The following is a 25,084-nucleotide window of genomic DNA, read 5'->3' on the forward strand; positions in this document are numbered from 1 at the left end:
TGCCGCCGCGCCAACTACACTGCCTCGCTGTGCTCGATAAACCCGCTGCGACGATGCAGTATCCGGTGACGAAGCGGGCCTTCGGCCTCGCCATCCTCGTACTGAGCGGCCTGCAGCTCATGGTCGTGCTCGACGGCACCGTCGTGATCTTCGCGCTGCCGCGCTTGCAGGAGGAGATGGGGCTGTCCAGTTCGGGCAGCGCGTGGACGGTGACCTCCTACGGCCTGACCTTCGCGGGCCTGATGCTGCTCGGCGGCAGGCTCGGCGACGCGTTCGGGCGCAAGCGCATGCTGATCTACGGCGTCGGGCTGTTCACCGCGGCCTCGCTGGCCTGCGGTCTGGCCACCGGCGAGGCGATGCTGCTGATCGCGCGTGCCGTGCAGGGCGCCGGGGCGGCCGTCGCGGCGCCGACCGCGTTCGCGCTGGTAGCGACCACTTTCGCGCCGGGGCCCGCGCGCAATCAGGCGATCGCGATCGTCGGCTCGATGGTCGGCATCGGGTCGGTCGGTGGGCTCGTGGTCGGCGGGGCGCTCACCGAGTTCTCCTGGCGCTGGATCTTCCTGATCAATGTGCCGATCGGCGCGCTGATCGTGCTCGGCGCGATCTACAAGCTCTCCGACACCGCCCACCACCGCACCCCGCTCGACATCAAGGGCGCGGTGCTGGGCACCCTGGCCTGCGCGACCATCGTCTTCGGCGCCACCGAGGGCCCGGCCATGGGCTGGGGCAGCCCGGTCATCCTCGGCTCGCTGATCGGCGGGTTCGCGCTGCTGGTGGTCTTCGTGCTGGCCGAGCGCCGCGAGTCCGATCCGCTGCTGCCGTGGTCGCTGTTCGACACCCGCGACCGGGTGGCCACCTTCGCGCTGATCTTCCTGGCAGGCGCGGTGCTCGGCGCGATGACCTTCTTCGTCGCGCAGCTGCTGCAGAACGTGCTCGGCTACAGCCCGCTGCAGGCCGGTGTCGCCTCGATCCCGTTCACCATCGGCATCGGCGCCGGTGGCGCGGTGGCCTCCAAGGCGGCGCTGCTGGTCGCGCCGCGCTGGCTGCTGTCGGGTGCGGCCACCGTGCTCGCGGCGGGTCTGCTGTTCGGCTCGACCCTCGATCGCGAGGTGCAGTACCTGACGACGCTGCTGCCGCTGCTGCTGGTGATCGGCTTCGGCGTGGGTGTGGCGATGGTGCTCGCGCCGCTGTGTGTGCTGGTGGGGGTGCCGCCGTCGAATATCGGTCCGCTCTCGGCGGTCGGGCAGATGTTCATGAACCTGGCCACGCCGATCGCCATCGGCCTGCTCAGCCCCATCGCGGCCTCGCGCACGCTGTCGCTGGGCGGCACCGACGGCAAGGCCGCCGACATGACCACCGCCCAGATCGACGCGCTCAACAGCGGCTACACCCTGGTGCTGCTGGTGTGCTCGGGGCTGGCGGTGCTGGCCGCGCTGGTCGCGCTGACGCTGCGGTTCACCCCGCAGCAGCTGGTGCAGGCCCAGCACGCCCAGGAAGAGGCCCAGCGGGCCTGACCCGCCGGGCGGCGGACCTCAGAGGCGCCCGGCGACCTTGCGCGGGCTGACCCGCACGATGACACGCTCGCCGTCGTGCACCGAGGCCGGGTTGAACTCGCGGTAGGGCTTGCCGGTGTACTTCAGCGACATCTCGTCCGGCAGGGCCCGCTCCGGGTCGGGGCTGGTGGACGCGGTGCCGCGGATCTCGGCGTAGAGGTACGGGCGGTCCGGCGGGTTCACCATGACGGTGACGCGCGGGTCGCGGGCGAGGTTCTTGGCCTGCTGGCGGTCGACGGTGGTGGAGAACACCAGCTCGTCGCCGTCGCGTTTGATCCAGACCACGGTGAGGTGGGGGTGCCCGTTGGCGCCCAGGGTCGCGACGGTCGCGTACACGCGCTCGTCGTCCAGATAGGCCTTCAGCTCGTCGGAGAGCACTGCGGTATCGGTCACGTCCGGGGAGAACGCCCGGCGCGGGCCGGGCATTCCGCGCCGCGTCGCGACCTGTGGTTCCGGTACCGCGGCAACGGGTTTCGCGAGCCGTGCGGCGCGCGGCGGTGGGGGACACCCGGAAAAGGGGGTTGCCGCCGCCGGGATCGGCCCCGACACTGGATCCTATGTCGTTGCCGTCGCTGGATCTGCTGGACCGCTGGACCGCCCTGGCCGGTCCCGACGCCGCGGCCGTCGGGGCCGGGATCATCGCCCGGTACGCCGAGCCGCACCGGCGATATCACACCCGCGCGCACCTGAGCGACATGCTGACCGCGATCGACGAATTGTCCGCCGCCGCACGCGATATCGCCGCCGTGCGGTACGCGGCGTTCTTCCACGACGCGATCTACGCAGTCGACCGGGCCGACAACGAGGAGCGCAGCGCCGACCTGGGCCGCGACATCCTCGAATCCCTCGGCGCCACACCGGAACTGGTGAACGAGGTGGTCCGTCTCGTGGTACTCACCCGCGGCCACGACCCCGAGGCGGGCGACGCCAACGGCGCGGTCCTGTGCGACGCCGACCTCGCCATCCTGGGCGGCACCCCCGAGGACTACACCACCTACGCCGTCGCCGTGCGCGCCGAATACGCCCACGTCCCCGACGATCTGTTCCGCGCGGGCCGCGCCGCGGTCCTGCGCAACCTCATCCGCCAGCCCCGCCTCTACCGCACCCCCCTCGCCTTCGACCGCTACGAACAGCGCGCCCGCGCCAACCTCACCGCCGAACTCACCGACCTCACCGCCATCGCCAACTGAGGCCCCGGCTCAGTCCTTGCGCCCGGTCAGGGCGAGCGAGGCCCCCAGCCCGATCATGACGAGCCCGCCGGACCCCCCGACCGCCGCGAGCCTGCGTGGCGAGCGCGCGAACCAGGTCCGCGCCGATCCGGCGGCCAGCGCCCAGAGCGAGTCGAGCACCAGACCGAAGGCGGGGATGCACAGCCCGAGGATCAGCATCTGCTGCGGCACCGCCCCCCGCGCGGGGTCGACGAACTGGGGCAGCAGCGCCGCCAGGAACACGATGGTCTTCGGATTGGCGAACCCCACGACGAACCCGTCCCGCAACACCGCCGCCGTGCCCCGGGCGTTCGGCGGCGCCTCGGCGTGGAACGAGTCCCACAGGGTTCCGCGATGCCGGATCGCCTGGACCCCGAGGTAGCGCTGCCAAGGGGATGACATGGGGGAACCCGGGGCCGTAGCCTGACCCCGGGCTCCTGGTTGCCCTCCGATCGCACACCGCGCTCGCGGGAGCGGATCAGGATGCATAACGACGCGTCGTTCCATTGGACCACCTCGCACTGGCTGCAAGGGCCGGAGTCGAACCGGCAGTTCGTCGCTGTGGGTCGTCCTTTCCTCGTGAGGCGATGATGGAGGGCCGATACTCATGCTGGAGCGAGAGTCTGAGATTCGTCACGGCTGCCTCTGCCATCTGGGCTACCCCGGCGTAGGTGCCGGGGGCGGGACTCGAACCCGCGCTGTCACCGTGTGATTCAGGCTGAACTTCAGTCTGAGCGTGGTTGCGCTCGCGCGCATTCCCCTGTGCTCAGCAGGGGAGTCTGTGGGTCCGGCGTCAGCCGAACAGGTAGTCGAAGACGACCTCGCCGACCCGGCGGTCGGCGATCTCGGCGCCGTTGGCCTCCTCGCGGGCGAACTGGACGGCCCGGCGCAGCTTGTCGATGCGCGCGGACAGCTCGTTGACCCGGCGGGCGGGCAGCGCGCCGGAGAACTTCACCGTGGTCCAGTAGCCGACCGCGATGTCCTCGTAGTACACCTCCACCTGGGCGGGGTGCTTGTCGGTGGCCTCGGCCTTGACGTGGTTGCGCGGCACCTTCCTGGTGCGGATGGTGCGCACGGCGTCGGTGCGCCAGGTGTCGGAGGAGTCGTCGAACGACCAGCTCTCCGCGGCGTCGAGCACCGGCAGGCGGGCGACGAAGGCGAGCAGGTCGGTGAGCTGCTTGTCCAGGAACAGCAGGTACGACACCGGCACCGCGGACAGCAGCGTGGTGCCGTCGACGGTCACGTCCGCCTTGGCCTCGCAGTTCGCCCAGTCCTTGGTGGCGGTCACGTCGAACAGGCGGGTGAGGGTGGCCGCGGTGTCGCGCAGCACCTGCTCGGACTTCACCTGCACGCGGGTGGACTCGGGCGGCAGCTGCTCGCCCTCCTCGTCCTTGGGCTGATACGTGCGGGCCAGCCCGGCCAGCAGCGTGGGCTTGCCCAGCAGGGCCTGCTTGTCGGCGAGCTCGCGGGTCGCGCCGCTCTTGACGCCCTTCTCGACCGCGATGATCTGGTTCAGTTTCGTCATGTCACACCTCCCCGGTGCAGCGCACGGCCCGATGCCGTTGTGCACGAATGGATTCCGCGCGGCTCGTATTCGGTTCCCCCTCGGCCGCGCGGGCAACTGTAGCGCACCGTCGCGCGCGGGCGCATCCGGATATTCGGGCGCCGATTGACAGGTAGCCTGGTCACCAGGCACGACATCAGCTCGTCGCGGCAGACCATCACCCAGCACCTGGGTGTGCTCGAACAGGACAAGCTCCATCACGCCGATTTCGCGCCCCTGCGGGCGATCCCGGCGCGGTGGCCGATTCCCCGGGAGGACGCATGATCCGTATCGGTGTGACCAGTGTGTTCGTCGACGACCAGGACAGGGCCCTGGAGTTCTACGTCGACGTGCTCGGTTTCCAGCTCAAGGACAAAGTGCCGCTCGGCGAGTACTACTGGCTGACGCTGGTCTCGCCCGCCGACGTCGAGGGCACCCAGCTGCTGCTCGAACCCGATCAGCATCCGGCGGCCAAGGCGTACAAGAAGGCGCTGAGCGCCGACGGTATTCCGGTGATCGCGTTCTCGGTCGACGATGTCGAGACCGAGTACCGCCGCCTGCAGGAGCGCGGGGTGGTGTTCACCCAGGCGCCCCTGGTCAGCGGACCGGTCGTCACCGCCGTCTGCGACGACACCTGCGGCAATCTGCTCCAGCTGGTCTCGCCGGTGCCCGCGGGCGCCTAGCGGGCCATGGCGATGTCCCAGAACTCGGCGTAGCGGCCGCCGCGCGCGAGCAGTTCGTCGTGGGTGCCCTGTTCGGCGATGCGGCCGCCGTCGAGGAACACCACCTGATCGGCGCGCCGGACGGTGCGCAGGCGGTGCGCCACGGTCACGACGGTGCGGCCCGCCGCGAGCAGCTCGATGCCGTGCTGGACCGCGGCCTCGTTGAGCGGGTCCAGCGCCGAGGTCACCTCGTCGAGCAGCACAACGGGCGCGTCCTTCAGCAGCGCGCGTGCGATCGAGACCCGTTGGCGCTCACCGCCGGACAGCAGGGCGCCACCCTCGCCGACCTGCGCCGCCCACCCGCCGGGCAGCCGTGCGATCACCTCGTCCAGCCGGGCCGCGCTCGCCGCCGCCCTGACCTCGGCCTCGGTCGCGTCGGGGCGGCCGAGGCGCACATTGTCCTCGATGGTGCCGTCGAAGAGATAGACGTCCTGGAAGACCAGCGCGATGCGGGCCATCAGGTCAGCGGAGCCGATCGAACGCACATCCACCCCGCCCAGCCGGACCGCGCCCGCGTCCACGTCGTAGAAGCGCGCGAGCAGTTGCAGCAGGGTGGTCTTGCCCGCGCCGGAGGGGCCGACGACGGCGACCCGCTGCCCGGCGGGCACCGACAGGGTCAGCTCGTCGACGACGGTGCGGTCGCCGTGCCGGAAGGTGACGGCGTCGAAGCGCAGATCGTGGCCGCGCGGGCGGATCGGCTCGGCGGGCTCGGGAAGAGGTTCGGTGCGCAGGACCGCGTCCAGGCGGGTCAGCTCGCCGCGCGCCCCGCGCAGCTGCCCGCCCATCTCGGCCAGCGAGAGCAGCGGGTCGGCGCAGCGGGCCGCCAGCACGAGCACAGCCAGCACCTCGGCGGCCGAGACCGCGCCACCGAGCGCGAGGTAGGTGCCCAGGGTCAGCAGGCCGGTGAAGGCCACCTGGACGACCAGGGCCAGCCCGACCACCCCGGGCAGCGCGGCCAGGGTCGACCGGCGGGCCGCGCGCTGGATGCCGCGCAGGGCGTCGTCGAGGGCGCCGAATCGCTCACCGGTGCGTCCGGCGGCTCGCAAGACCGGCTGGGCCTGGAGGTATTCGACGACCCGGGCGGTGGCCTCGTGATCGCGCTCGGCTCGCTCGGCGTCGGCGTCGGCCGTGGCCTTGCCCGCCCGCAGATAGATCAGCGCCACCAGCGGCGCGGCCAGCAGCGCGGCCAGGCCGAGGCGCCAGTCGTAGGCCAGCAGCACCACCACGATGGTGGCCGGGGTGACCGCCGCGCCGACGAACGGTGCCAGCAGATGCGCGATCACACCCATCGCGTCGAGCACACCCCGGCTGGCCGAGACCGACACCTCGCCGACCCGGCCGGTGCTGTACCAGCCCAGCGGCAGTTTCCCCAGATGCGTCCCGAGCCGGTCGTACATGCCCCGCAACAGCGTGGTGCCGACCCGGAATCCGGAGCGATCGCTGAGGTAACGCAGCACCGCGTAGACCGCGACCGCCGCTCCGAAGGCGATCAGCCAGGGCCGGGCCGCGGCGGGGGTGGGGCCGAACAGGGCGGTGAGGATGGGCACGAGCAGGGCGTAGGACAGGCCCTCGGCGACGGCGGTGATCGTCATCAGGGCGACCGTGCGGCGCACGGGTGGGGCGTACTCGGGGCCGAGCACGCGCAACAGCATCCGGATCATCGGAGATCGACTCCTCGCAGGTCGTCGGCGGCACCGTCGGCGAGCGCCGCGCGGTGGGAATCCCAGAAGGCGGCGAAGCGGCCGCCCGCGGCGAGCAGGTCGGCGGGCCTGCCCCGTTCGACGATCGCGCCGTCGTCGAGGACGACCACGGTGTCGGCGTCGGCGATGGTCTCCAGGCGGTGCGCGATGACGAGTACCGTCCGGCCGGTCAGCTCGGCCAGCGCCCGGCGCACGCCGAGTTCGGTCTGCGGGTCGGCGAAGGAGGTCGCCTCGTCCAGCACGAGCACCGGCCGGTCGGCCAGCAGCGCGCGGGCCAGCGAGACGCGCTGGGCCTCACCGCCGGACAGGCCCGCGTCGACGCCGATCACCGACTCGTAGCCGCGCGGCAGCTGCAGGATCCGGTCGTGGATATTGGCCAGCCGGGCCGCGCGCACCACCTCGGCGCGGTCGGCGTGCGGGACGGCCAGGGCGATATTGTCGGCGATCGAGGCGCGCAGCAGGGTGGTGTCCTGGAAGACGAACGACACCCGCTCGTAGAGCGCCGCGCTGCCCACCTCGCGCAGGTCGACGCCGCCGAGCAGCACGGTCCCGTGGGTCGGGTCGAAGAAGCGCGGAAGCAGCCGCACCAGGGTGGATTTCCCGCTGCCGGACGGCCCGACCAGTGCGGTCACCGTGCCCGGTTCGAGTACCAGGTCGATTCCGCGCAGTACCTCGTGCTCGGCGTCGTAGCCGAAGCGCACGCCCCGCAGCTCCACCCGATGACCGTGTGGGGCGACCGGGCGCGCGGGCTCGGGCAGCGGTGCCACCGCCAGCACCTCCCGGATTCGCGACACCGCGCGACCGGCGGCCTGAAGATCGTCGAAGCCGTGGCCCAGCGCCGCCACCGGCGCGGTCAGGCCGAGGCCGAGCAGCAGGAACGGCAGCAGATCCGCCGGGGCCAGCGATCCGCCGGTGATCAGCACGGCCCCGCCGACGAGCACGACCAGCAGCACGAACGGCGGCGACAGCGCCACCTGCATGGCCGCGGCGGGCCCGGCCAGCCCGTGCACCATCCGCGAGAAGCTGGTGACGAAACGGTCCACGGCGGTGCGGAACCGGTGATGGGCGCGCCCGGTGCCGCCGAAGGCCTTGACCACCGCGATGCCCTGGACGAATTCCACCACCGCGTCGGCGATCCGGCCCATCGCGGTGTCGAATTCCTGCTGTTCGCGCAGCCGTGCCGGGGTCATCATCAGCGGCACGAAGGCGAGGGCCAGCGCCACCGGGATCAGCGTGACGAGCGTGAGCCGCCAGTCGACGGTGACCAGGTAGACCAGCGAGACCAGCGGCACCACGAAGGCCGCGACCAGCTCGCCCGGGGCGTGCGCGAGGAACGGGTGCACCGCACTCACGTCCTCGCCGACCACCTTGGCCAGCTCGCCGGTGCGCCTGCGGCCGAACCAGCCGATCGGCACCCGGCCGAGCCGCTGCGCGAGCCCGCGCCGGAACGCCAGCTGCACCCGGGTGTCGACCAGGTGCCCGATCCCCGACGACGCCGCCGTGGCCAGCAACCGGACCAGCAGTCCCGCCGCGCCCAGCGCGACGACCAGCCAGATATGTCCGGTGTCGACCGGGCCGGGGGACAGCAGCGCCCGGCCCAGCTCCACCACCGCCAGCAGCGGTGCCAGCCCGGCCACCGCGCCGACCACCTGTAAGAGCACCACTGCGGTGAAGCCGCCGAGATGTGGTCGCAGCAGGCCCGCCGTCGAGGTCTGTGTGTCGAGGGTTTCCATCGCTCTCCGCCCTTTTTCGTACGCGTACGATAACCGTAGCTCGAGATCCAGGGAACGGGAAGGGAAGGATGGTCGGATGCCCGCACAGCAATCCCGCGCGAAAGGCGGCAGGCCGCCGCGTCTGACGGTGACGGCGATCGTCGCCGCGGCCGACCGCATCCTGGCGGCCGAAGGTCCGGAGAAGCTGTCGATGCGCAGGCTCGCGAGCGAGCTGGACAGCGCGCCGATGGCGCTGTATCACCATGTGCGCGACAAGGATCACCTGCTGCTGCTGATCCTGGAACAGCACGCCGAGCAGATCTCGCGGCCGGAACTGCCCACCGATCCCGCCGAGCGGCTCACCGCCGTCGCCCTGCTGCTCTACGAGCTGCTCGCCGAGCGCGCCTGGATCGTCGAGGTGCTCACCACCGGTGACCTGTTCGCCCCGGCGGCACTGTGGTTCGTCGACGAGATGATCGGCGCCGCCGTGGCCGCGGGCTGCACACCGGAGCAGGGCGTGGCGGTCTACCGGGCGATCTGGAGCTACATCGTCGGCAGCCTGATCATCCAGGTGAACACCGCCCGCCGCCGGGCGCGCGCCGACCGCCCGGTCTACGACGACGCGGCCGTGGCCGACCTCGCGGCGGGCACCTTTCCGCACATCGCGGCAGTCGCCGACCGCTGGACCGAGCTGGGGACCCGCGACACCCACCGCGCCGGGCTGCCCGCCATCGTCGCCGGGCTGCTGGCGGCCTACGCGCCTAGGTGATGATGAGAAGTTCGGTGGGGGAGGCGATCTCGGCGCGCAGCCCGGCCTTGGTCGCCACCCGCGCCACCGCGCGGATGTCGGTCGGCTCGGCCCTGGTCAGCACCAGCGCGCGGGCCAGCAGACCCTTGTGATGCTTGTTGAAGTGGCTCACCACCGTGCGTGAGCCGTCCGGGTGCTCGGTGAGGACATTGGCGGTGACCGCGTCGGGAACCCGGCCGAGCTGCTGATAGGTGCCCGAGCGCAGATCGACGACCAGCTCTCCGTCGGCCTCGGCGTAGAGCGCGTCGGGCAGCACCTCGCGCCACAGGGCCGACAGGGTCGGCAGGCCGGGCAGCTTGCTGCCGCCGGAGAGGCGATAGGCCGGGATGGGATCGCTCGCGCGGACCGCGCCGAACAGCGCCGAGCCGATCCCCAGCCGCGCGTAGGCCTTGGCGCGCTGCGCCTTGGTGAACGACTTCGCGTCCAGCGCGTCGTAGAGCACGCCGGTGTAGCGCTCCAGCGCGGGCCGGGTGGGGGAGGTGCGCAGCGCGGTGTTGCGGGCGATCTCCGCGTCGGCGCCCTTGCCCAGACCGAGCACCTTCGCGGCGGTGGCCGGGTCGGCGGCCAGCCGGACCACCTCGGTGATCAGCGTGTCGCGCACCGCGGTGAGCTGCGGCATGGCCAGTTCGGCCAGGTCGACGGGCGCGCCCGCACCGCCGTCGGACTTGGTTTCGGAGGGAGGCAGCAGCACCAGCACGAGGGACAACGGTACTGCCCGCCGCGCGCGGGTCAGCGCACGGCTTCGAGGAACTTGCGGGTGCGCTCGTTGGTGGGCGCACCGAAGATCTGTTCGGGCGGACCCTGCTCGATGATGCGCCCGCCGTCGAACATCAGCACCCGGTCGGAGACCTCGCGCGCGAAACGCATCTCGTGGGTGACGATGAGCATGGTGATGTCGGTGGTCTCGGCGATGGTGCGCAGCACGTCGAGGACATCGCCGACCAGCTCGGGGTCCAAGGCCGAGGTCACCTCGTCGAGCAGCATGACCTTGGGGTCCATCGCGCAGCAGCGCGCGATGGCGACCCGCTGCTGCTGCCCGCCGGAGAGCTGGGTGGGATGCGCGTGCGCCTTGTCGGCCAGGCCGACCACCTCGAGGAGGTGCTCGGCGCGCTTGCGGGCCTCGGCCTTCGGCGTGCCCAGCACGTGGATGGGCGCCTCGGTGATGTTCTCCAGCACCGTCATGTTCGGGAACAGATTGAACTGCTGGAACACCATGCCGATCTTGGTGCGGGCCGCGCGCAGCTGTTTCTCGCTGGCGGGCACCAGCTTTCCGTGCCGTTCGGTGTGGGTGAGCGGGGCGCCGTCCACCCAGATCACGCCGTCGCTGATCTTCTCCAGCGTCATCAGCAGGCGCAGGATGGTGGTCTTGCCCGAGCCCGACGGCCCGATCAGGGTCACCTTCTCGCCGCGGCGCACGCTGAAGTCCAGGTGGTCGAGCACCGTGAGGTCGCCGAAGCGTTTGACCACCTGATCGAATCGGATCATCTCGTCAGTAGTAGGCAAGTCGCTTCTCCAGTCTTCTGATCAGCACGGAGGTCGGGTAGCTGGCGACCAGGAAGAACACGCCCGCCAGGGTGATCGCCTCCAGGTAGGCGAAATTGCGGGCACCGAATTGCTGTGCGGCGGTGACCAGTTCGACCACCGAGATGGCGAACAGGAACGGGGTGTCCTTGAACATCGAGACCGCGTTGGTGCCCAGCGCGGGCAGACTGGCCCGGATCGCCTGCGGCAGCACCACCGCGCGCCAGGTGCGCAGCGGCGGCAGCGACAGCGCCCGGGCCGCCTCCCACTGCCCCTTCGGCACCGCCTCGATCCCGGCCCGGTACACCTCGGCCAGATAACTCGAATAGTGGATGCCCAGCACCACCACGCCGATCTGCAACGCCGAGAACTGCGTGAACAGCGTGTAGGCGAACAACAGCTGCACCACCAGCGGGGTGAGCCGCACGAACTCGCTGACCGCGTGCACCGGCGCCGCGACCCAGCGCGGCATCGACTGCCGGATCATCGCGATCACCAGCCCGAGCACCGCCGCCAGGGCGAAGCCGAGCACGGTGGCCAGCAGGGTGATCTGGAATCCGTCCCACAGCACGGGCAGCGCCTCGCGGGCCCGCTCCCAGCTCCATTGCGTGGTCATGGCGCCGCCTTCGCTTCATCGGGCGCCAGCCGCAGCACCTCTTTGAGTGAGGCGCCGCGGCCGAGCTTGGTCTTGGCCCGGGTCTCCAGCAGGTTCATCCCCAGCGTGAGCAGGTAGGCGAGCACGAAATAGATCACCAGCCCGACGCCGAAGGAGAACAGGGTGTCGCTGGTGGTCTTGCGCAGCTGGCCGATCTCGTAGGTGAGGTCGTGCAGGGTGATGTAGGAGGCCAGCGCGGTGCCCTTGAGCAGGTGCACCAGCAGATTGGTCAGCGAGGGCAGCATCAGCGCCCACGCCTGTGGGAACAACACCCGCCGCATCCGCTGCCACGGGCTGAAACTCAGCGCGACGGCCGCCTCGAACTGGGCGCGCGGCACCGCGTTGAGCGCGCCGCGCACCACCTCGGCACCGTAGGCGCCGTAGTTCAGGCCGAGGGCGAGGATGCCGCAGAACACCGGGTCGAGCTTGTAGCCCAGCAGCGGCAGCACGTAGAACAGCCAGAAGATCTGCACCAGCAGCGAGGTGCCGCGGAAGAACTCGATGAGCACGCGGGCGCTGCCCCGCACGGCGCGATTACGCACCCGCGCCGCGGTGCCCAGGGCCAGCGCCAGGACGAACGCGAGCAGTGCGCCGCCGACGGTCAGTTCCAGCGTCACCACGATGCCCTCCCACAAGGAGGGGAGGGCATCGCGTACCGCGTCCAGATTGCTCATGCGTGGGTCAGATCTCGCCCTTGCACAGCTTGGCGGTCGTGTACTGCGGATCCGGCAGCTCCCGCTCGGTGAAGCCGAACTTCCCGACGATCGAGAGGTACTTGTCCTTGTCGGAGGTGATCTTGGCCAGCTCGGCGTTGTAGGCGGCGAGCAGGTCGGGATCGCTGGTACGGAACACCGTGCCACCGGCGCCGACCTGCGGCTTGCCATCGATCACCGCCACGAACGACGGCGTCACGTCGACCGCGGCATTGGGGGTGTGGCTCTTGAGCCAGTTCAGCGAGATGGCGGTGAGCGCGAACACGTCGGCCCGGCCGGAGGTGACCGCGTCCATCCCGTCCTGCGGGGTGGCGACCTGGGTGGCGTCGATCCCGAGCGCGGCCGCGTAGTCGGACTCGATGGCGCCGGTCATCGCGGCCATCTTCGCGCCGCTGGCCTGGATCGACTGCATGTCGGTGAGATTCAGCGGATTGCCCGGTTTCACCATCAGGGCGGTGGTGTACATGAATTCCGGTTCGCTGAACGCCGCCTGCTCACAGCGTTTCGGCAGGATCGACATGCCCGCGCTGACCGCGTCGAATCGGCTGGCCTGCAGGCCGGGGATCAGGGCGCCGAATTCGGTCTGCACACCGTCGACGGTGGCGATACCCAGATTGGCGAAGATCTCCCGGTGCAGCGCCACCGTGGCGCCGGTGAGCTGACCGCCCTCCTCGAACGAGTACGGCGCCTCGCCCGCGAAACCCACGGTGATGGTGCCCTTTTCACGCAGCGATGCCAGCAGCTGTCCCGGTTCGGTGGTCTCGGTCTTGGTACAGCCGGCCAGTGCGGCACCCACCAGGGCGGCGCCCGCGAGGGCCGCGACGCAGCGCTTCGGCAGGGATTTCGTGACGGTCATATCGGACCTCTCGCAAGGGTTTTGTGCAAAAAATTCTTCCCTGGGAACCTAATTGGACGGCAATGGATAAATATGTCACCGTGATCGGTTTGTTATCTGCTGGTTGAGCGATGACGATAATGGGTAACCCAATGGAATTTCCGGTGCGGACGCGGTGCGCGGCGGCTCCGGCGGTAATCCGTTGTGAGTGCGCCCGGACCAGGGACTACGCTGTGCACCCGTGATCACCCGCCTCTCCCGCCTGTTCCTGCGCACCCTGCGAGACGATCCCGCCGACGCCGAGGTGCCCAGCCACAAACTGCTCGTCCGTGCCGGCTACGTCCGCCGGGTCGCCCCCGGCGTGTACTCGTGGCTGCCGCTGGGTCTGCGCACCCTGCGCCGCATCGAGGACGTGGTGCGCCAGGAGATGGACGCCACCGGCGCCCAGGAGATCTCCCTGCCCGCGCTGCTGCCGCGCGAGCCCTACCAGACCACCAACCGGTGGACCGAATACGGCGACGCCCTGTTCCGCCTGCAGGACCGCAAGGGCGGCGACTACCTGCTCGGCCCCACCCACGAGGAGCTGTTCGCGCTCACCGTGAAGGGTGAGTACAACTCCTACAAGGATCTGCCGGTCACGCTGTACCAGATCCAGGACAAGTACCGCGACGAGGAGCGCCCCCGCGCCGGTATCCTGCGCGGCCGCGAGTTCACCATGAAGGACTCCTACTCCTTCGACCTCGACGACGCGGGCCTGGCCACCAGCTACGCCACCCACCGCGCCGCCTACCAGCGCATCTTCGAGCGCCTGAGCGTCGAGTACGTGATCGTGGCCGCCACCTCGGGCGCCATGGGCGGCAGCGCCTCCGAGGAGTTCCTCGCGCAGAGCCCCGTCGGCGAGGACACCTACGTCACCTGCCTCGAGTCCGGCTACGCCGCCAATGTGGAGGCCGTGGTCACGCCCGCTCCCGCGCCGCTGCCGATCGAGGGGCAGCCCGCCGCGGTCGAGTACGACACCCCGAACACCCCCACCATCGCGACCCTGGTCGACTGGGCCAACGAGGCGAAGGTGCTCGACCGCGCCGTCACCGCGGCCGACACGCTCAAGAACGTGATGGTCAAGCTGCGCCACCCCGACGGCAAGACCGAGATCCTCGGCATCGGCGTCCCCGGTGACCGCGAGGTCGACGACAAGCGCCTCGAGGCCTCCGTCGAGCCCGCCGAGGTGGAACTGCTCACCGACGCCGACTTCGCCGCCAACCCCTTCCTGGTGAAGGGCTACATCGGCCCGAAGGCGCTGCAGGCCAACGGTGTCCGCTACCTGGTCGACCCGCGCGTGGTCGAGGGCACGGCCTGGATCACCGGTGCCGACACCCAGGGCAAGCATGTCGTCGGGCTGGTCGCCGGGCGTGACTTCACCCCGGACGGCACCATCGAGGCCGCCGAGGTCCGCGACGGCGATCCCTCGCCCGACGGCGCGGGTGCGCTGGTGTCGGCCCGCGGCATCGAGATCGGTCACATCTTCCAGCTCGGCCGCAAGTACACCGACGCCTTCGACGTCGACGTGCTCGGCGAGAACGGCAAGCCGGTCCGGCTCACCATGGGCTCCTACGGTGTCGGCGTGTCCCGCCTGGTCGCGGTGATCGCCGAGCAGCAGCACGACGAGAAGGGCCTGCGCTGGCCCGCCGCGGTCGCCCCGTTCGACGTGCACGTGGTGATCGCCAACAAGGACGCCGCCGCCCGCGAGGGCGCCGAGCAGGTCGTCGCTGGACTCGACAAGCAGGGCCTCGAGGTCCTCTTCGACGACCGCACCGCCTCGCCGGGCGTGAAGTTCAAGGACGCCGAACTGCTCGGCATGCCCTGGATCCTGGTGATCGGCCGCGGCTGGGCCGACGGCAAGGTGGAGCTGCGCGACCGCTTCACCGGTGAGGCCGAGGAGATCCCGGCCGAGGACGCGGTATCGGCGGTCGTCGCCAAGATCCGCGGCTGAGTCCGCCCGGCCCGATCGCGCGCGTGATCGGGCCGGTGAAAGCCCTTGCGACGCAACCGTGCGGACCGTTACGGCGACGGCTCGTCGCCGCCGGAACGGGCTGCTAGCGTCGAACGGGTGGAGACATTCAGCGATGCGCTGTTGTCGTTGGCGCGGGGGCACCTCGGCGGGGCGATCGAACAGTATTCGGTATTTCAGCAGCAGGTGCCGCCCGGGCCGACCCGGGTGGACCACCACGCGGGCCGGGTCCGGCTCGGCGACCGGGAATTCGGCGCGTCCGGTGAACTCGGCACCTACGCCGAGGACCGGACCTTCCGGTGGGCCTGGGCGAAACCGGCGCTCGCCGGTACCCCGGGCGCGGAAGCGTCGACCCGGGTGCGGGAGCTGGGATTGCGGCACGGCATCCCCGAATTCGCCTCGGAGCTGGTCGACCTGTCCGGATTCCCGGACCCGATGCTGGCCGCCGATCACCTGTCGATCATCGCGATGGGCGCGCTCGGCGCGCGGGGGATGACCAAGTTCGATCACGGTGGCCGCGCCTACGCGTATCTGGTCATCGACGACGACTCCGTGCCGGTCGCGGTGCCGGACCCGGGCCTGGTGGCCGGGATCGTGCGCGCCGCCGCGCAGATGCTGCCCGGTGGCGGGGCGCGCGCGGTCGTCGCGGGGTACGCGCACCGGCATCACGCGGCGGTGCGGGACACGCCCGGCGGGATGGAAGTCCAGCTGCCCGACGGATTCCGGCTGGTGGTCGGGATCGTCGGCGATCAGCTCGTCGATGTCGAGGTCGTCGATGCCGAGCACGGTGCGGTCGACAGCGCGTTACCGCTGCCGCGCCCCGAGCGGATTCCGCCGTTCGTCCCGGACGGCCTGCTGACCGCGCTGGCCGCACCCGCCGCGACCACCGTCGGCGGCCGCGGGTCGGTCCGCGGTATCCCCGCCGCCGCGGCCGGAACCCTGTGGTGGGAGCCGATGTTCGGTGCCGAGAACGTGGTCGAGGTCCCCGACCGGCCGGTCGCCGTCGCCGAGATCGGCCGCTACGACAACGAACGCAAGATCTGGAGCTGGGCGCCGCGGGACTGGGCGGGCGCCACGGCGCTGCGCGCGCTGGCCCGCGCCCACGACGCCGCCCACCTGGCCGCCGACCGGGTCGACCTCGGCGGGATCGCCCACCCCGACACCGTCGTCACCGCCCTGGTGGCCGCGGCCGCCGACCTGGGCGGCACCGTCGGCTGGGCCGCCCTGCCCGACGGCGCGGGCTGGCGCTACTTCGCCGTCACCGACGCGGCCGTACGGGCCACCGGCACCGATCCCGGCGTGGCCGCACTTGTCCTCGAGACAGCGGCCACCCTGCTGCACCCGCTCACCGACCCGGACAGCCGCTACGCCACCCTGCGGGCCATGGTCACCGGCTACTTCGACCGCCACCGCGTCCCCACCCTCACCTTCGGCGAACCACGGCAGCTGCTCGGCCACTTCGGGCGCTACGAACTGCGGGTGGAATTCGACCGCGGCGGCGGCTTCCTGGGCACCCGCACCGGCATGATCGGCGAGCTGATGAGCTGAGCCCGGCGGGCCAACCTACGCTTACGTAGGGGAAACATGCAGGTAGACGGCCCGGCCGCGGGCGGGGCGCTGATAAATTGGCGCCATGACGAGTTCGCCCAGCCTGCTGTTCAACCCCGCCACCTACGATCCTCAGCACTTCGATGCCGAGACCCGGCGGCTGCTGCGGGCCACCATCGAGTGGTTCGAGTCCAAGGGCAAGGCGCAGTTGCTGGCCGAGGACCGGGACGCGGTCTGGACCCAGGAGTTCCTCGACTTCGTCGCGAAGGAGAAGCTGTTCGCGACCTTCCTGACCCCGGCCGCCTACGCCGACGGCGACCCGAACAAGCGCTGGGACGCCGCCCGCAACGCCGCGCTGGCCGAGATCTTCGGCTTCTACGGCCTGGCCTACTGGTACGCCGAGCAGGTCACCATCCTGGGCCTCGGCCCGATCTGGCAGAGCGACAACGAGATCGCCAAGCGCAAGGCCGCCGCCGACCTCGACGCCGGTCAGGTCATGGCCTTCGCGCTGTCGGAGCGGGAGCACGGCGCCGACATCTACAACACCGACCTCATCCTCACCCCGAGCGAACCGGGCAGCGCCGACGCCGAGGCCGGAATCCTGTTCCGCGCCAACGGCGAGAAGTACTACATCGGCAACGGCAATGTGGCCTCGATGGTGTCGGTGTTCTCCCGCCGCGCCGATGTCGAGGGCGCCGAGGGCTACATCTGGTTCGCCGCCGACAGCCGGCACGACAACTACCACCTGGTCGAGAGCGTCATCCACGGGCAGATGTACGTCAGCCACTTCCGGCTGGAGAACTACCCGGTGACCGCAGCCGACGTGCTGCACGAAGGGCCCGAGGGCTTCTCGGCCGCGCTCAACACCGTCAACGTGGGCAAGTTCAACCTCTGCCACGGCAGCATCGGCATGGTCGAGCACTCGTTCTTCGAGGCCATCACCCACGCCAACAACCGCATCCTCTACGGCAACCCGGTCACCGACTTCGGCCACGTGCGCGGCAATTTCGTCGACGCCTACGCCCGCCTGATCGCCATGAAGCTGTTCAGCGACCGCGCGGTGGACTACTTCCGCAGCGCCTCCCTGGAGGACCGCCGCTACCTGCTGTTCAACCCGATGACCAAGTCCAAGGTCACCTCCGAGGGCGAGGTCGCGATGACCCTGCTGCTGGATGTGCTGGCGGCCAAGGGTTTCGAGAAGGCCACCTACTTCGCGCAGGCCTCGCGCTACATCAACCACCTGCCCCGGCTCGAGGGCACGGTGCACGTGAACGTGGGCCAGATCCTCAAGTTCATGCCGAACTACCTGTTCAACCCGAAGGAATACCCGGCCATCGGCACCGACCTGGCGCCCGGTGACCAGGAGTTCTTCTGGAAGCAGGGTCCGGCGCGCGGCGCGGGCAAGGTGCAGTTCGCCGACTGGACCCCGGCCTACGAGCGCGCCGCCGAGGTACCCAATGTCGGCCGCTTCTACGAGCAGGCCCAGGCGCTGCGCACCCTGCTGCTCACCGCCGCGCCCGACGCCGCCCAGCAGAAGGACCTGGACTTCATGCTGACCATCGGCCACCTGTTCTCCACGGTGGTCTACGGCCAGCTCATCCTGGAACAGGCCGACCTCACCGGCCTGGACCGCGACGTGGTCGACCAGATCTTCGACTTCCAGATCCGCGACTTCAACACCCACGCCACCGCGCTGCTGGGCAAGCCGTCGGTCACCGAGGACCAGCGCGCCTGGGCCATCGGCGCCCTGCGCAGCCCCGTCACCGACACCGCGCGCTTCGACCGGGTGTGGCAGCAGGTGGCGTCCTACGACGGCGCCTACGCGATGCGTCCCTGAGTGGATCGGCCGGGCCGCCTCCTTCTCAGCGGCCCGGCCTGCGGTTCACCGTGCGTGCCACGTCTTCGTGATGCCGACGTGGTCGCGCGCGGGGCGATTCGGCGCTGGACGCGGCCCTCGCGGTCGGTGAGCGTGGTGATTCGCGCCGAGTCCGCGAAGCCACCGCCGCTCGGTTGGTGCGCGGCGAGTCGGCCACGCGCGGGCCATGACGCGGCGGGGTTCAGGCTCGGCCGGGGAAGCTGACCGTCACCGGGTTCGCGCCCAGGATGGCCTGCCAGCGGGCCCTGCGGACGGCGGCCTCGGTGAGCGCCTCGGTGGCCGTGGCGCGTACAGCGTCCTCGGTGGCCTGTTCGACGACGGTCAACCAGGCTGCGGCGCAATCGGATTCGACCGCCACCGCGAGGTTGGCGGCCGGGATCGGGTCGTCCACCGGGAACGGCGGCTGGTAGGCGGCATCGGCGGCCTCGGGTTCGGTGCCGCCGGTCTCCAGCAGGTCGATGGTGGCGTCGCGACGGGCGCGGTGCGCGGCGCTGAACTCCGCGACCAGGCGGGCCCGGTCGGCATTGGCGTAGGCGGCGATCACGCCGTAGGAGTAGACGGCGGCGTACTCGCTGTCCAGGGCGGCCTGCAGGGCCTGACGTTGGTCGGTCATGTCAGCAGCACTCCTGCCTCACTCGCGCAGGCCGCGCTGATGGATGCCAGCAGCCCCGCGCGATACCCGGACTCGGTGCGGGCCAGCGCGGCGGCGGACTGCTGGGAGCGCAGCAGCTGCTCGCGCAACTGTGCGACGGTCCCGGGCTGTTGGGCGGCCGCCTCGACCTCGGCGGCGGGCACCGTCGCGCCGTCGGGACCCGGCACGGTGACCGCGCCGGTGCGGTGCACGGGGGTGGTGCCGTCGCCGTAGACGCCGATCACCCGGTCGATCTCGGTGCGCAGGGCGTCGGCGTGGGCGGTGCGCTCGGCCGCGACGGTGCTCAGCGCGGCCTGTGCCTGCGGGGCCAGCGCGATCGCGGCCTGGGCGGCCGCGGCGTCGGCTCTGGCCAGAACCTCCTGGGCCGCAAGCGGATCCGGCTCGTGCACGGTGTCGTCCTCGGCGCAGGAGGTCAGCAGGCCCAGCGCCGGGACCGCGAGCGCGGTCGCGCCGGTCAGCCGCAGCAACGTCCGGCGGCGCCACGGCCGCGCCGTCACGTGCGGGCCCGCGCCCGCCGGTGTGCGGGAACGCGGGGATGTCGGTGCGGGGATGGGCGGAGTCGACCCGGCGGACCACGCGGTGACCGGACCCGTGGGCGCGACGGTCACCGGCTGGGATTCGTGCCGGTCGGAACGCATGCCGGAAGGTCGCCCGGCGCTCGGCGGGGCGGTATGGCGGAAGGGCACGAGCACCATCGTGCCAGATCCGGGCGGGCCCGCTCGCCGCCGCGCGACACGTCCGGCCACGCCGGGGTGGACCGGTGCGCGCCGCCCGCCCGCCGGTCCTTTACACTCTCGGAGCGCGTTACGCTAGACCCTCGGCGTAGAAATTTCCGATCGCGTCACAACTGAACCAGGAGCCGCCCATATGCCGATGCCCACCGAGGAAAGGGTGAGCCAGCTAGTCGCCGAGCTCGTCGCACGCCGGGGATTCGATCTCGAGGGCGTTGCGATCGCGGCTGCGGGCAAGGACGAACTGGCTCCGGTACGGGTGAAGGTGACCGTGGACAGCGACGGACCCGCCGACCTGGACGCCATCGCCGAACTCAGCCGCCAGCTGTCGGAACTGCTCGACGCGGCAGGCGATTTCGGCGAATCCGCCTACCTGCTGGAAGTGACGACCCCGGGCGTGGACCGCCCGCTCACCGCCGACCGGCACTGGCGCCGGGCCCAGGGCCGCAAGGTCAAGGTGGCGCTGGGCGCGAACGCCGAACCCGTCGAAGGAAAGACCCGCTTCGAGGCCCGCGCCGGGCAGCTCGCCGACGACGGCACCGTGGCGCTGGTCCTCGGCGGCAAGAACAAGCCGCACCGCGTGCACGTGCCGCTCGCCGACATCGCCTCCGCGGTCGTCCAGGTCGAGTTCAGCGCGCCCGGTGCCACCGAGCTCGAACTCGCGGGCGGCATCGCCGTGGGCCGTCCCGTCCCCGGCGACGAGCCCACCGACCTCGCCGCGCCAGGCCAGAACAGTGACACTCCCACCGAAGGGGTTGCGGAATGAATATTGAAATCGAAGCCTTGCGGGCGATTGTCGCCGACAAGGGCATCTCGATCGAGACCGTGATCTCGGCGATCGAGTCGGCACTGCTCACCGCCTACCGGCACACCGAGGGCCACCAGCCCAACGCGCGCATCGACATCAACCAGAAGACCGGCGTGGTCCGGGTGATGGCGCGCGAACTCGACGCCGACGGCAACCTGATCTCCGAATGGGACGACACCCCCGAGGGTTTCGGCCGGATCGCGGCGACCACCGCCCGCCAGGTCGTGCTGCAGCGGCTGCGCGACGCCGAGAACGAGAAGTCCTTCGGGGAGTTCGCCACCCATGAGGGCGACATCGTCGGCGGGGTGGTGCAGCGCGACGCCAGGGCCAATGCCCGCGGCGTGGTGGTGGTCCGCATCGGCAGCGAGGCCAACGGCGTGGAGGGCCTGATCCCGCCCGCCGAGCAGGTGCCCGGGGAGACCTACGAGCACGGCGACCGGATCAAGTGCTACGTCTACGGTGTCTCGCGCGGCCCGCGCGGCCCGCAGGTGCAGCTCTCGCGCACCCATCCGAACCTGGTCCGGCGGCTGTTCTCGCTCGAGGTGCCCGAGATCGCCGACGGCTCGGTGGAGATCGTCGCGGTGGCCCGTGAGTCCGGGCACCGCTCCAAGATCGCGGTGCGCTCCACCGTGCCCGGCGTGAACGCCAAGGGTGCGTGCATCGGCCCGATGGGGCAGCGCGTGCGCAATGTGATGAGCGAGCTGGCCGGTGAGAAGATCGATATCATCGACTACGCCGAGGATCCGGCCACCTTCGTCGGTAATGCGCTCTCGCCCTCGAAGGTGGTTTCGGTCACGGTCGTGGATCCGGACGCGCGCGCGGCCCGGGTGATCGTGCCGGACTTCCAGCTGTCGCTGGCGATCGGCAAGGAGGGCCAGAATGCCCGTCTCGCTGCCCGTCTGACCGGCTGGCGCATCGATATCCGCAGCGACGCGGCACCGGAGTCGGGTGAGCCGGTGCGGCCCGCGGGCGCACCGTAGTAGGCGAAAGTGCGGGAATCCCGACCCCCGGATGACATGTTGGTAACTTCGGAAGGGGAGGGGTTCGTCGTTATGACCGGGTCACCGGTAGAGTGGGTACAGGACCGGCCCGCGCAATCCGTTCGAACCTGTATCGGATGCCGTCAGCGCGAGCCGTCTGCCGAGCTGTTGCGGATCGTGGCGCAGCATCGGGACACCGGCGGTACCGCCGCCGGGGCCCCTGTTGCGATCGTTCCCGATCCGCGGCGCAGACTTCCCGGACGGGGTGCCTGGCTGCACCCCGTTTCAGCCTGTCTGCGTTCCGCAGAACGGCGCCGAGCCTTCGGCAGAGCCCTACGAGTGTCCGGAAATCTGGATATCTCAGCCCTGGAGCAGTACCTCGAGAACAGGCACGAGCACTCATGAGCACACCGTGAAGCACCAACGATGAACGTCCATCGGAGATAACCCGAGGTCGTGCGGGCCGCCGTCCCCTTACACGGTGGCGCTGCTCGGCCTCTCAGTGAGGAGAGCAGTGGCAGGCAAGGCCCGTGTGCACGAGTTGGCCAAAGAACTCGGTGTCACGTCCAAAGAACTACTCGCGAAGCTCAAGGAGCAAGGCGAGTTCGTGAAGTCGGCGTCCTCGACGGTGGAAGCACCCGTCGCCCGTCGGCTGCGCGAATCGCTCGCGTCGAAGTCCGCCCCGGCGGCCGACGCGAAGCCCGCGGCCCGTCCCGGTCCGTCCGCGGCCCGTCCGGGCGCCAAGCCCACCCCGGGTAACGGTCCCCGTCCCGGCCCGCGTCCGGCCCCGGCGGCCCCCGCCGCGGCGGCGACCCCGGCTCCGGCCGCTCCGGCTCCGGCCGCGCCCGCGGCCGAGGTAAAGCCCGCTCCGGCCAAGCCCGCACCGGCGGCGGCGCAGTCCGCGCCCGCCAAGCCCGCGGGTGCCCCGGCGCCCGGCCCGCGTCCGACCCCCGGCGCTCCGCGTCCGGGTCAGCCGCAGGCCCAGCGCCCCGGCGCGCCCGCGCAGGGTGCTCCGGCGCCGCGTCCGGCGGGTCCGGGTCCCAAGCCCGGTCCGAAGACCCCGCGCGTCGGCAACAACCCGTTCAGCTCCGCACCGGATCGTGATCGTCCGGCGCCGCGTCCCGCCCCGCAGGGTGGCCCGCGCCCGACTCCGGGTCAGGGCGGTCCCCGTCCGGCTCCGGGTCAGGGTGGCCCGCGTCCCGCTCCCGGTCAGGGCGGTCCCCGCCCCGGTCAGGGTCAGGGTGGTCCGCGTCCGGCGGCCGCGCAGGGCGGTGCCCCGCGTCCCGGTGGCCCGCGTCCGACCCCGGGTTCGATGCCGCCGCGCCCGAACCCCGGTGCCATGCCCGCGCGTTCCGCGCGTCCGGGTCCGGCGGCCGGTGGTCGTCCGGGTCGTCCGGGCGGTGCGCCCGGTGCCGGTCGTCCCGGTGGCGGCGGTGGCGGCTACCGCGGTGGCGGTGGCGGTGCCCCCGGTGCCGGTCAGGGTGCCGGTGCGCCCGCGGCCGGTGGTTTCCGTGGTCGTCCCGGTGGCGGCGGCGGTCGCCCGGGTGGTCCCGGTGGCCGTGGTGGCGCGGCCGGCGCGTTCGGTCGTCCCGGTGGCGCTCCGCGTCGTGGCCGTAAGTCGAAGCGGGCGAAGCGCGCCGAATACGAGAACATGCAGGCGCCCGCCGTCGGTGGCGTGCGGCTGCCGCGCGGCAACGGCGAGATCATCCGGCTCGCCCGCGGCGCCTCGCTGTCGGACTTCGCCGAGAAGATCGACGCGAACCCCGCCGCCCTCGTGCAGGCGCTGTTCAACCTCGGCGAGATGGTCACCGCGACCCAGTCGGTCAACGACGAGACCCTCGAGCTGCTCGGCAGCGAGATGAACTACGTCGTCCACGTGGTCAGCCCCGAGGACGAGGACCGCGAGCTGCTGGAGTCCTTCGACCTCACCTACGGCGAGGACGCGGGCACCGAGGAAGACCTCGAGCAGCGTCCGCCGGTCGTGACCGTGATGGGTCACGTCGACCACGGTAAGACCCGACTGCTGGACACGATCCGCAAGGCCAACGTCCGCGAGGGCGAGGCCGGTGGCATCACCCAGCACATCGGTGCCTACCAGGTGCTGACCGATCTCAACGGCGACGAGCGCCTGATCACCTTCATCGACACCCCGGGTCACGAGGCGTTCACCGCCATGCGTGCCCGTGGTGCGAAGGCCACCGACATCGCGATCCTCGTGGTCGCGGCCGACGACGGCGTCATGCCGCAGACGGTGGAGGCGATCAACCACGCCCAGGCGGCCGACGTGCCGATCGTGGTGGCGGTCAACAAGATCGACAAGGAAGGCGCGAACCCGGACAAGATCCGGCAGCAGCTGACCGAGTACGGCCTGGTGACCGAGGAATACGGTGGCGACACCATGTTCGTCGACATCTCGGCCAAGCAGGGCACCAACATCGACGCGCTGCTGGAAGCGGTCCTGCTGACCGCCGACGCTTCGCTCGACCTGCGCGCCAACCCGGACATGGACGCCCAGGGTGTCGCCATCGAGGCGCACCTCGACCGCGGCCGTGGCCCGGTGGCCACCGTGCTCATCCAGCGCGGCACGCTGCGCGTCGGTGACTCGATCGTGGCGGGCGACGCCTACGGTCGCGTCCGTCGCATGGTCGACGAGCACGGCGAGGACGTCCACGCGGCGTCGCCGTCGCGCCCGGTGCAGGTCGTCGGTTTCACCTCGGTGCCCGGCGCCGGTGACAACCTGATCGTGGTCGAGGAAGACCGCATCGCCCGCCAGATCGCCGACCGCCGCAACGCGCGCAAGCGCAACGCGCTGGCCGCACGCAGCCGCAAGCGGATCAGCCTGGAAGATCTGGATGCCGCCCTGAAGGAGACTTCGGAGCTCAACCTGATCCTCAAGGGCGACAACTCCGGTACCGTCGAGGCCCTCGAAGAGGCCCTGCTCGGGATCGAGATCGACGACGAGGTGCGTCTGCGGGTCATCGACCGCGGTGTCGGTGGCGTCACCGAGACCAACGTCAACCTGGCGTCGGCCTCGAACGCGATCATCATCGGCTTCAACGTTCGCGCGGAGGGCAAGGCCACCGAGCTGGCCAACCGCGAGGGCGTCGACATCCGGTACTACTCGGTGATCTACCAGGCCATCGACGAGATCGAGAAGGCCCTCAAGGGCATGCTCAAGCCGATCTACGAAGAGGTCGAGCTGGGCCGGGCGGAGATCCGCGCGATCTTCCGTTCGTCGAAGGTCGGCAATATCGCCGGTTGCATGGTGCAGTCGGGTTCGGTCAAGCGCAACGCCAAGGCGCGCCTGATCCGCGACGGCCGGGTGATCGCCGAGACGATGACCATCTCCTCGCTCAAGCGGGAGAAGGACGACGCCACCGAGGTGCGTGAAGGTTACGAGTGCGGTATGACCGTGACCTACAACGACATCAAGGAAGGCGACATCATCGAGGCCTACGAGCTGCGCGAGAAGCCGCGCGACTGATATCGCACACCGTTCCACACGCCGCAT

At 70.9% G+C, this 25,084-nt stretch carries 24 protein-coding genes; 12 read left to right on the plus strand and 12 right to left on the minus strand.

What is annotated here, in order from left to right; genetic code table 11:
• The first annotated feature begins 53 nt into the window (after positions 1-53).
• Positions 54-1,514 (plus strand): MFS transporter, encoded by a 1,461-nt coding sequence (locus WA675_RS02730; RefSeq protein WP_336081855.1) that lies wholly within the window; start codon positions 54-56, stop codon positions 1,512-1,514.
• Between the two features lie 18 nt (positions 1,515-1,532).
• Here the strand turns inward: WA675_RS02730 and WA675_RS02735 are convergent, their stop codons facing one another.
• Positions 1,533-1,946, minus strand: a complete 414-nt coding sequence (locus WA675_RS02735) for a PPOX class F420-dependent oxidoreductase (RefSeq protein WP_336081568.1) — start codon at positions 1,944-1,946, stop codon at positions 1,533-1,535.
• A gap of 164 nt (positions 1,947-2,110) precedes the next feature.
• On the opposite strand from WA675_RS02735, the gene WA675_RS02740 reads away from it, so the two are divergent.
• Positions 2,111-2,743, plus strand: a complete 633-nt coding sequence (locus tag WA675_RS02740) for an HD domain-containing protein (protein ID WP_336081570.1) — start codon at positions 2,111-2,113, stop codon at positions 2,741-2,743.
• 9 nt (positions 2,744-2,752) lie between these two features.
• On the opposite strand, the gene WA675_RS02745 is transcribed toward WA675_RS02740, so the two are convergent.
• On the minus strand, positions 2,753-3,163 hold the full coding sequence (locus WA675_RS02745) for a LysE family translocator (RefSeq protein WP_336081572.1): 411 nt from the start codon (positions 3,161-3,163) through the stop codon (positions 2,753-2,755).
• A 391-nt stretch (positions 3,164-3,554) separates the two neighbouring features.
• Positions 3,555-4,286 carry a DUF7873 family protein gene (locus WA675_RS02750; RefSeq protein WP_336081573.1) on the minus strand — a complete coding sequence of 244 codons (732 nt, stop codon included), beginning with the start codon at positions 4,284-4,286 and terminating at the stop codon, positions 3,555-3,557.
• Positions 4,287-4,430: 144 nt separating this feature from the next.
• Between WA675_RS02750 and WA675_RS02755 the strand changes: the two genes are divergently transcribed.
• Together WA675_RS02755 and WA675_RS02760 are read left to right on the plus strand one after the other, a co-directional pair.
• Complete coding sequence (locus tag WA675_RS02755) at positions 4,431-4,589, plus strand: hypothetical protein (RefSeq protein ID WP_336081574.1); 159 nt, start codon at positions 4,431-4,433, stop codon at positions 4,587-4,589.
• Positions 4,589-4,987, plus strand: coding sequence for a VOC family protein (locus WA675_RS02760; RefSeq protein WP_336081857.1), 399 nt, complete (start codon positions 4,589-4,591; stop codon positions 4,985-4,987). The genes WA675_RS02755 and WA675_RS02760 overlap by 1 nt, the downstream gene beginning before the upstream one ends.
• Here the strand turns inward: WA675_RS02760 and WA675_RS02765 are convergent.
• Both WA675_RS02765 and WA675_RS02770 read right to left on the minus strand, forming a co-directional pair.
• On the minus strand, positions 4,984-6,687 hold the full coding sequence (locus WA675_RS02765) for an ABC transporter ATP-binding protein (RefSeq protein WP_336081576.1): 1,704 nt from the start codon (positions 6,685-6,687) through the stop codon (positions 4,984-4,986). The two genes, WA675_RS02760 and WA675_RS02765, sit on opposite strands and share 4 nt — an antisense overlap.
• Entirely contained in the window at positions 6,684-8,459 is a 1,776-nt protein-coding gene (locus WA675_RS02770; protein WP_336081577.1) for an ABC transporter ATP-binding protein, read from the minus strand. The genes WA675_RS02765 and WA675_RS02770 overlap by 4 nt, the downstream gene beginning before the upstream one ends.
• A gap of 76 nt (positions 8,460-8,535) precedes the next feature.
• Between WA675_RS02770 and WA675_RS02775 the strand changes: the two genes are divergently transcribed.
• Positions 8,536-9,207 carry a TetR/AcrR family transcriptional regulator gene (locus WA675_RS02775; protein ID WP_336081579.1) on the plus strand — a complete coding sequence of 224 codons (672 nt, stop codon included), beginning with the start codon at positions 8,536-8,538 and terminating at the stop codon, positions 9,205-9,207.
• On the opposite strand, the gene yaaA is transcribed toward WA675_RS02775, so the two are convergent.
• The 5 genes from yaaA to ehuB are packed head-to-tail and all read right to left on the minus strand — an operon-like array spanning position 9,200 to position 12,991.
• Positions 9,200-9,943 carry a peroxide stress protein YaaA gene (gene yaaA / locus WA675_RS02780; RefSeq protein WP_336081581.1) on the minus strand — a complete coding sequence of 248 codons (744 nt, stop codon included), beginning with the start codon at positions 9,941-9,943 and terminating at the stop codon, positions 9,200-9,202. The two genes, WA675_RS02775 and yaaA, sit on opposite strands and share 8 nt — an antisense overlap.
• A 32-nt stretch (positions 9,944-9,975) precedes the next feature.
• On the minus strand, positions 9,976-10,731 hold the full coding sequence (gene ehuA / locus WA675_RS02785) for an ectoine/hydroxyectoine ABC transporter ATP-binding protein EhuA (protein ID WP_336081582.1): 756 nt from the start codon (positions 10,729-10,731) through the stop codon (positions 9,976-9,978).
• 4 nt (positions 10,732-10,735) lie between these two features.
• Entirely contained in the window at positions 10,736-11,383 is a 648-nt protein-coding gene (ehuD, locus tag WA675_RS02790) for an ectoine/hydroxyectoine ABC transporter permease subunit EhuD (RefSeq protein ID WP_336081584.1), read from the minus strand.
• Positions 11,380-12,096: an ectoine/hydroxyectoine ABC transporter permease subunit EhuC gene (gene ehuC / locus WA675_RS02795; RefSeq protein ID WP_336081586.1), complete on the minus strand. Its 717-nt coding sequence runs from the start codon at positions 12,094-12,096 to the stop codon at positions 11,380-11,382. Before ehuC ends, ehuD begins: the two co-directional genes overlap by 4 nt.
• Positions 12,097-12,103: 7 nt before the next feature.
• Positions 12,104-12,991, minus strand: coding sequence for an ectoine/hydroxyectoine ABC transporter substrate-binding protein EhuB (gene ehuB / locus WA675_RS02800; protein ID WP_336081588.1), 888 nt, complete (start codon positions 12,989-12,991; stop codon positions 12,104-12,106).
• Positions 12,992-13,211: 220 nt separating this feature from the next.
• Here ehuB and WA675_RS02805 point away from each other — a divergent pair, with 220 nt between their 5' ends.
• The 3 genes from WA675_RS02805 (at position 13,212) to WA675_RS02815 (ending at position 18,363) form a co-directional block, all read left to right on the plus strand.
• Positions 13,212-14,960 (plus strand): proline--tRNA ligase, encoded by a 1,749-nt coding sequence (locus WA675_RS02805; protein WP_336081590.1) that lies wholly within the window; start codon positions 13,212-13,214, stop codon positions 14,958-14,960.
• Positions 14,961-15,077: 117 nt separating this feature from the next.
• Complete coding sequence (locus WA675_RS02810) at positions 15,078-16,526, plus strand: DUF6882 domain-containing protein (protein WP_336081591.1); 1,449 nt, start codon at positions 15,078-15,080, stop codon at positions 16,524-16,526.
• An 85-nt stretch (positions 16,527-16,611) separates the two neighbouring features.
• Positions 16,612-18,363, plus strand: a complete 1,752-nt coding sequence (locus WA675_RS02815) for an acyl-CoA dehydrogenase family protein (RefSeq protein ID WP_336081592.1) — start codon at positions 16,612-16,614, stop codon at positions 18,361-18,363.
• A gap of 220 nt (positions 18,364-18,583) precedes the next feature.
• On the opposite strand, the gene WA675_RS02820 is transcribed toward WA675_RS02815, so the two are convergent.
• Together WA675_RS02820 and WA675_RS02825 are read right to left on the minus strand one after the other, a co-directional pair.
• Complete coding sequence (locus WA675_RS02820; RefSeq protein ID WP_336081594.1) at positions 18,584-19,015, minus strand: ferritin-like domain-containing protein; 432 nt, start codon at positions 19,013-19,015, stop codon at positions 18,584-18,586.
• The gene (locus WA675_RS02825) at positions 19,012-19,692 is read right to left on the minus strand and encodes a hypothetical protein (protein WP_336081596.1); all 681 of its coding nucleotides are present in this window, start codon (positions 19,690-19,692) and stop codon (positions 19,012-19,014) included. Before WA675_RS02825 ends, WA675_RS02820 begins: the two co-directional genes overlap by 4 nt.
• Positions 19,693-19,921: 229 nt before the next feature.
• On the opposite strand from WA675_RS02825, the gene rimP reads away from it, so the two are divergent.
• The 4 genes from rimP (at position 19,922) to infB (ending at position 25,057) form a co-directional block, all read left to right on the plus strand.
• Positions 19,922-20,551: a ribosome maturation factor RimP gene (gene rimP / locus WA675_RS02830; RefSeq protein WP_336081597.1), complete on the plus strand. Its 630-nt coding sequence runs from the start codon at positions 19,922-19,924 to the stop codon at positions 20,549-20,551.
• Positions 20,548-21,573, plus strand: a complete 1,026-nt coding sequence (nusA, locus tag WA675_RS02835) for a transcription termination factor NusA (protein ID WP_336081599.1) — start codon at positions 20,548-20,550, stop codon at positions 21,571-21,573. Before rimP ends, nusA begins: the two co-directional genes overlap by 4 nt.
• A gap of 72 nt (positions 21,574-21,645) precedes the next feature.
• Positions 21,646-21,978 carry a YlxR family protein gene (locus WA675_RS02840; RefSeq protein ID WP_336081600.1) on the plus strand — a complete coding sequence of 111 codons (333 nt, stop codon included), beginning with the start codon at positions 21,646-21,648 and terminating at the stop codon, positions 21,976-21,978.
• A gap of 109 nt (positions 21,979-22,087) precedes the next feature.
• Positions 22,088-25,057, plus strand: a complete 2,970-nt coding sequence (gene infB, locus WA675_RS02845; protein WP_336081602.1) for a translation initiation factor IF-2 — start codon at positions 22,088-22,090, stop codon at positions 25,055-25,057.
• The last annotated feature ends 27 nt before the right edge of the window (positions 25,058-25,084 follow it).

Origin of the sequence: Nocardia sp. SSK8, from assembly GCF_037034205.1 — a bacterium.
Classification (GTDB): Bacteria; Actinomycetota; Actinomycetes; order Mycobacteriales; family Mycobacteriaceae; genus Nocardia.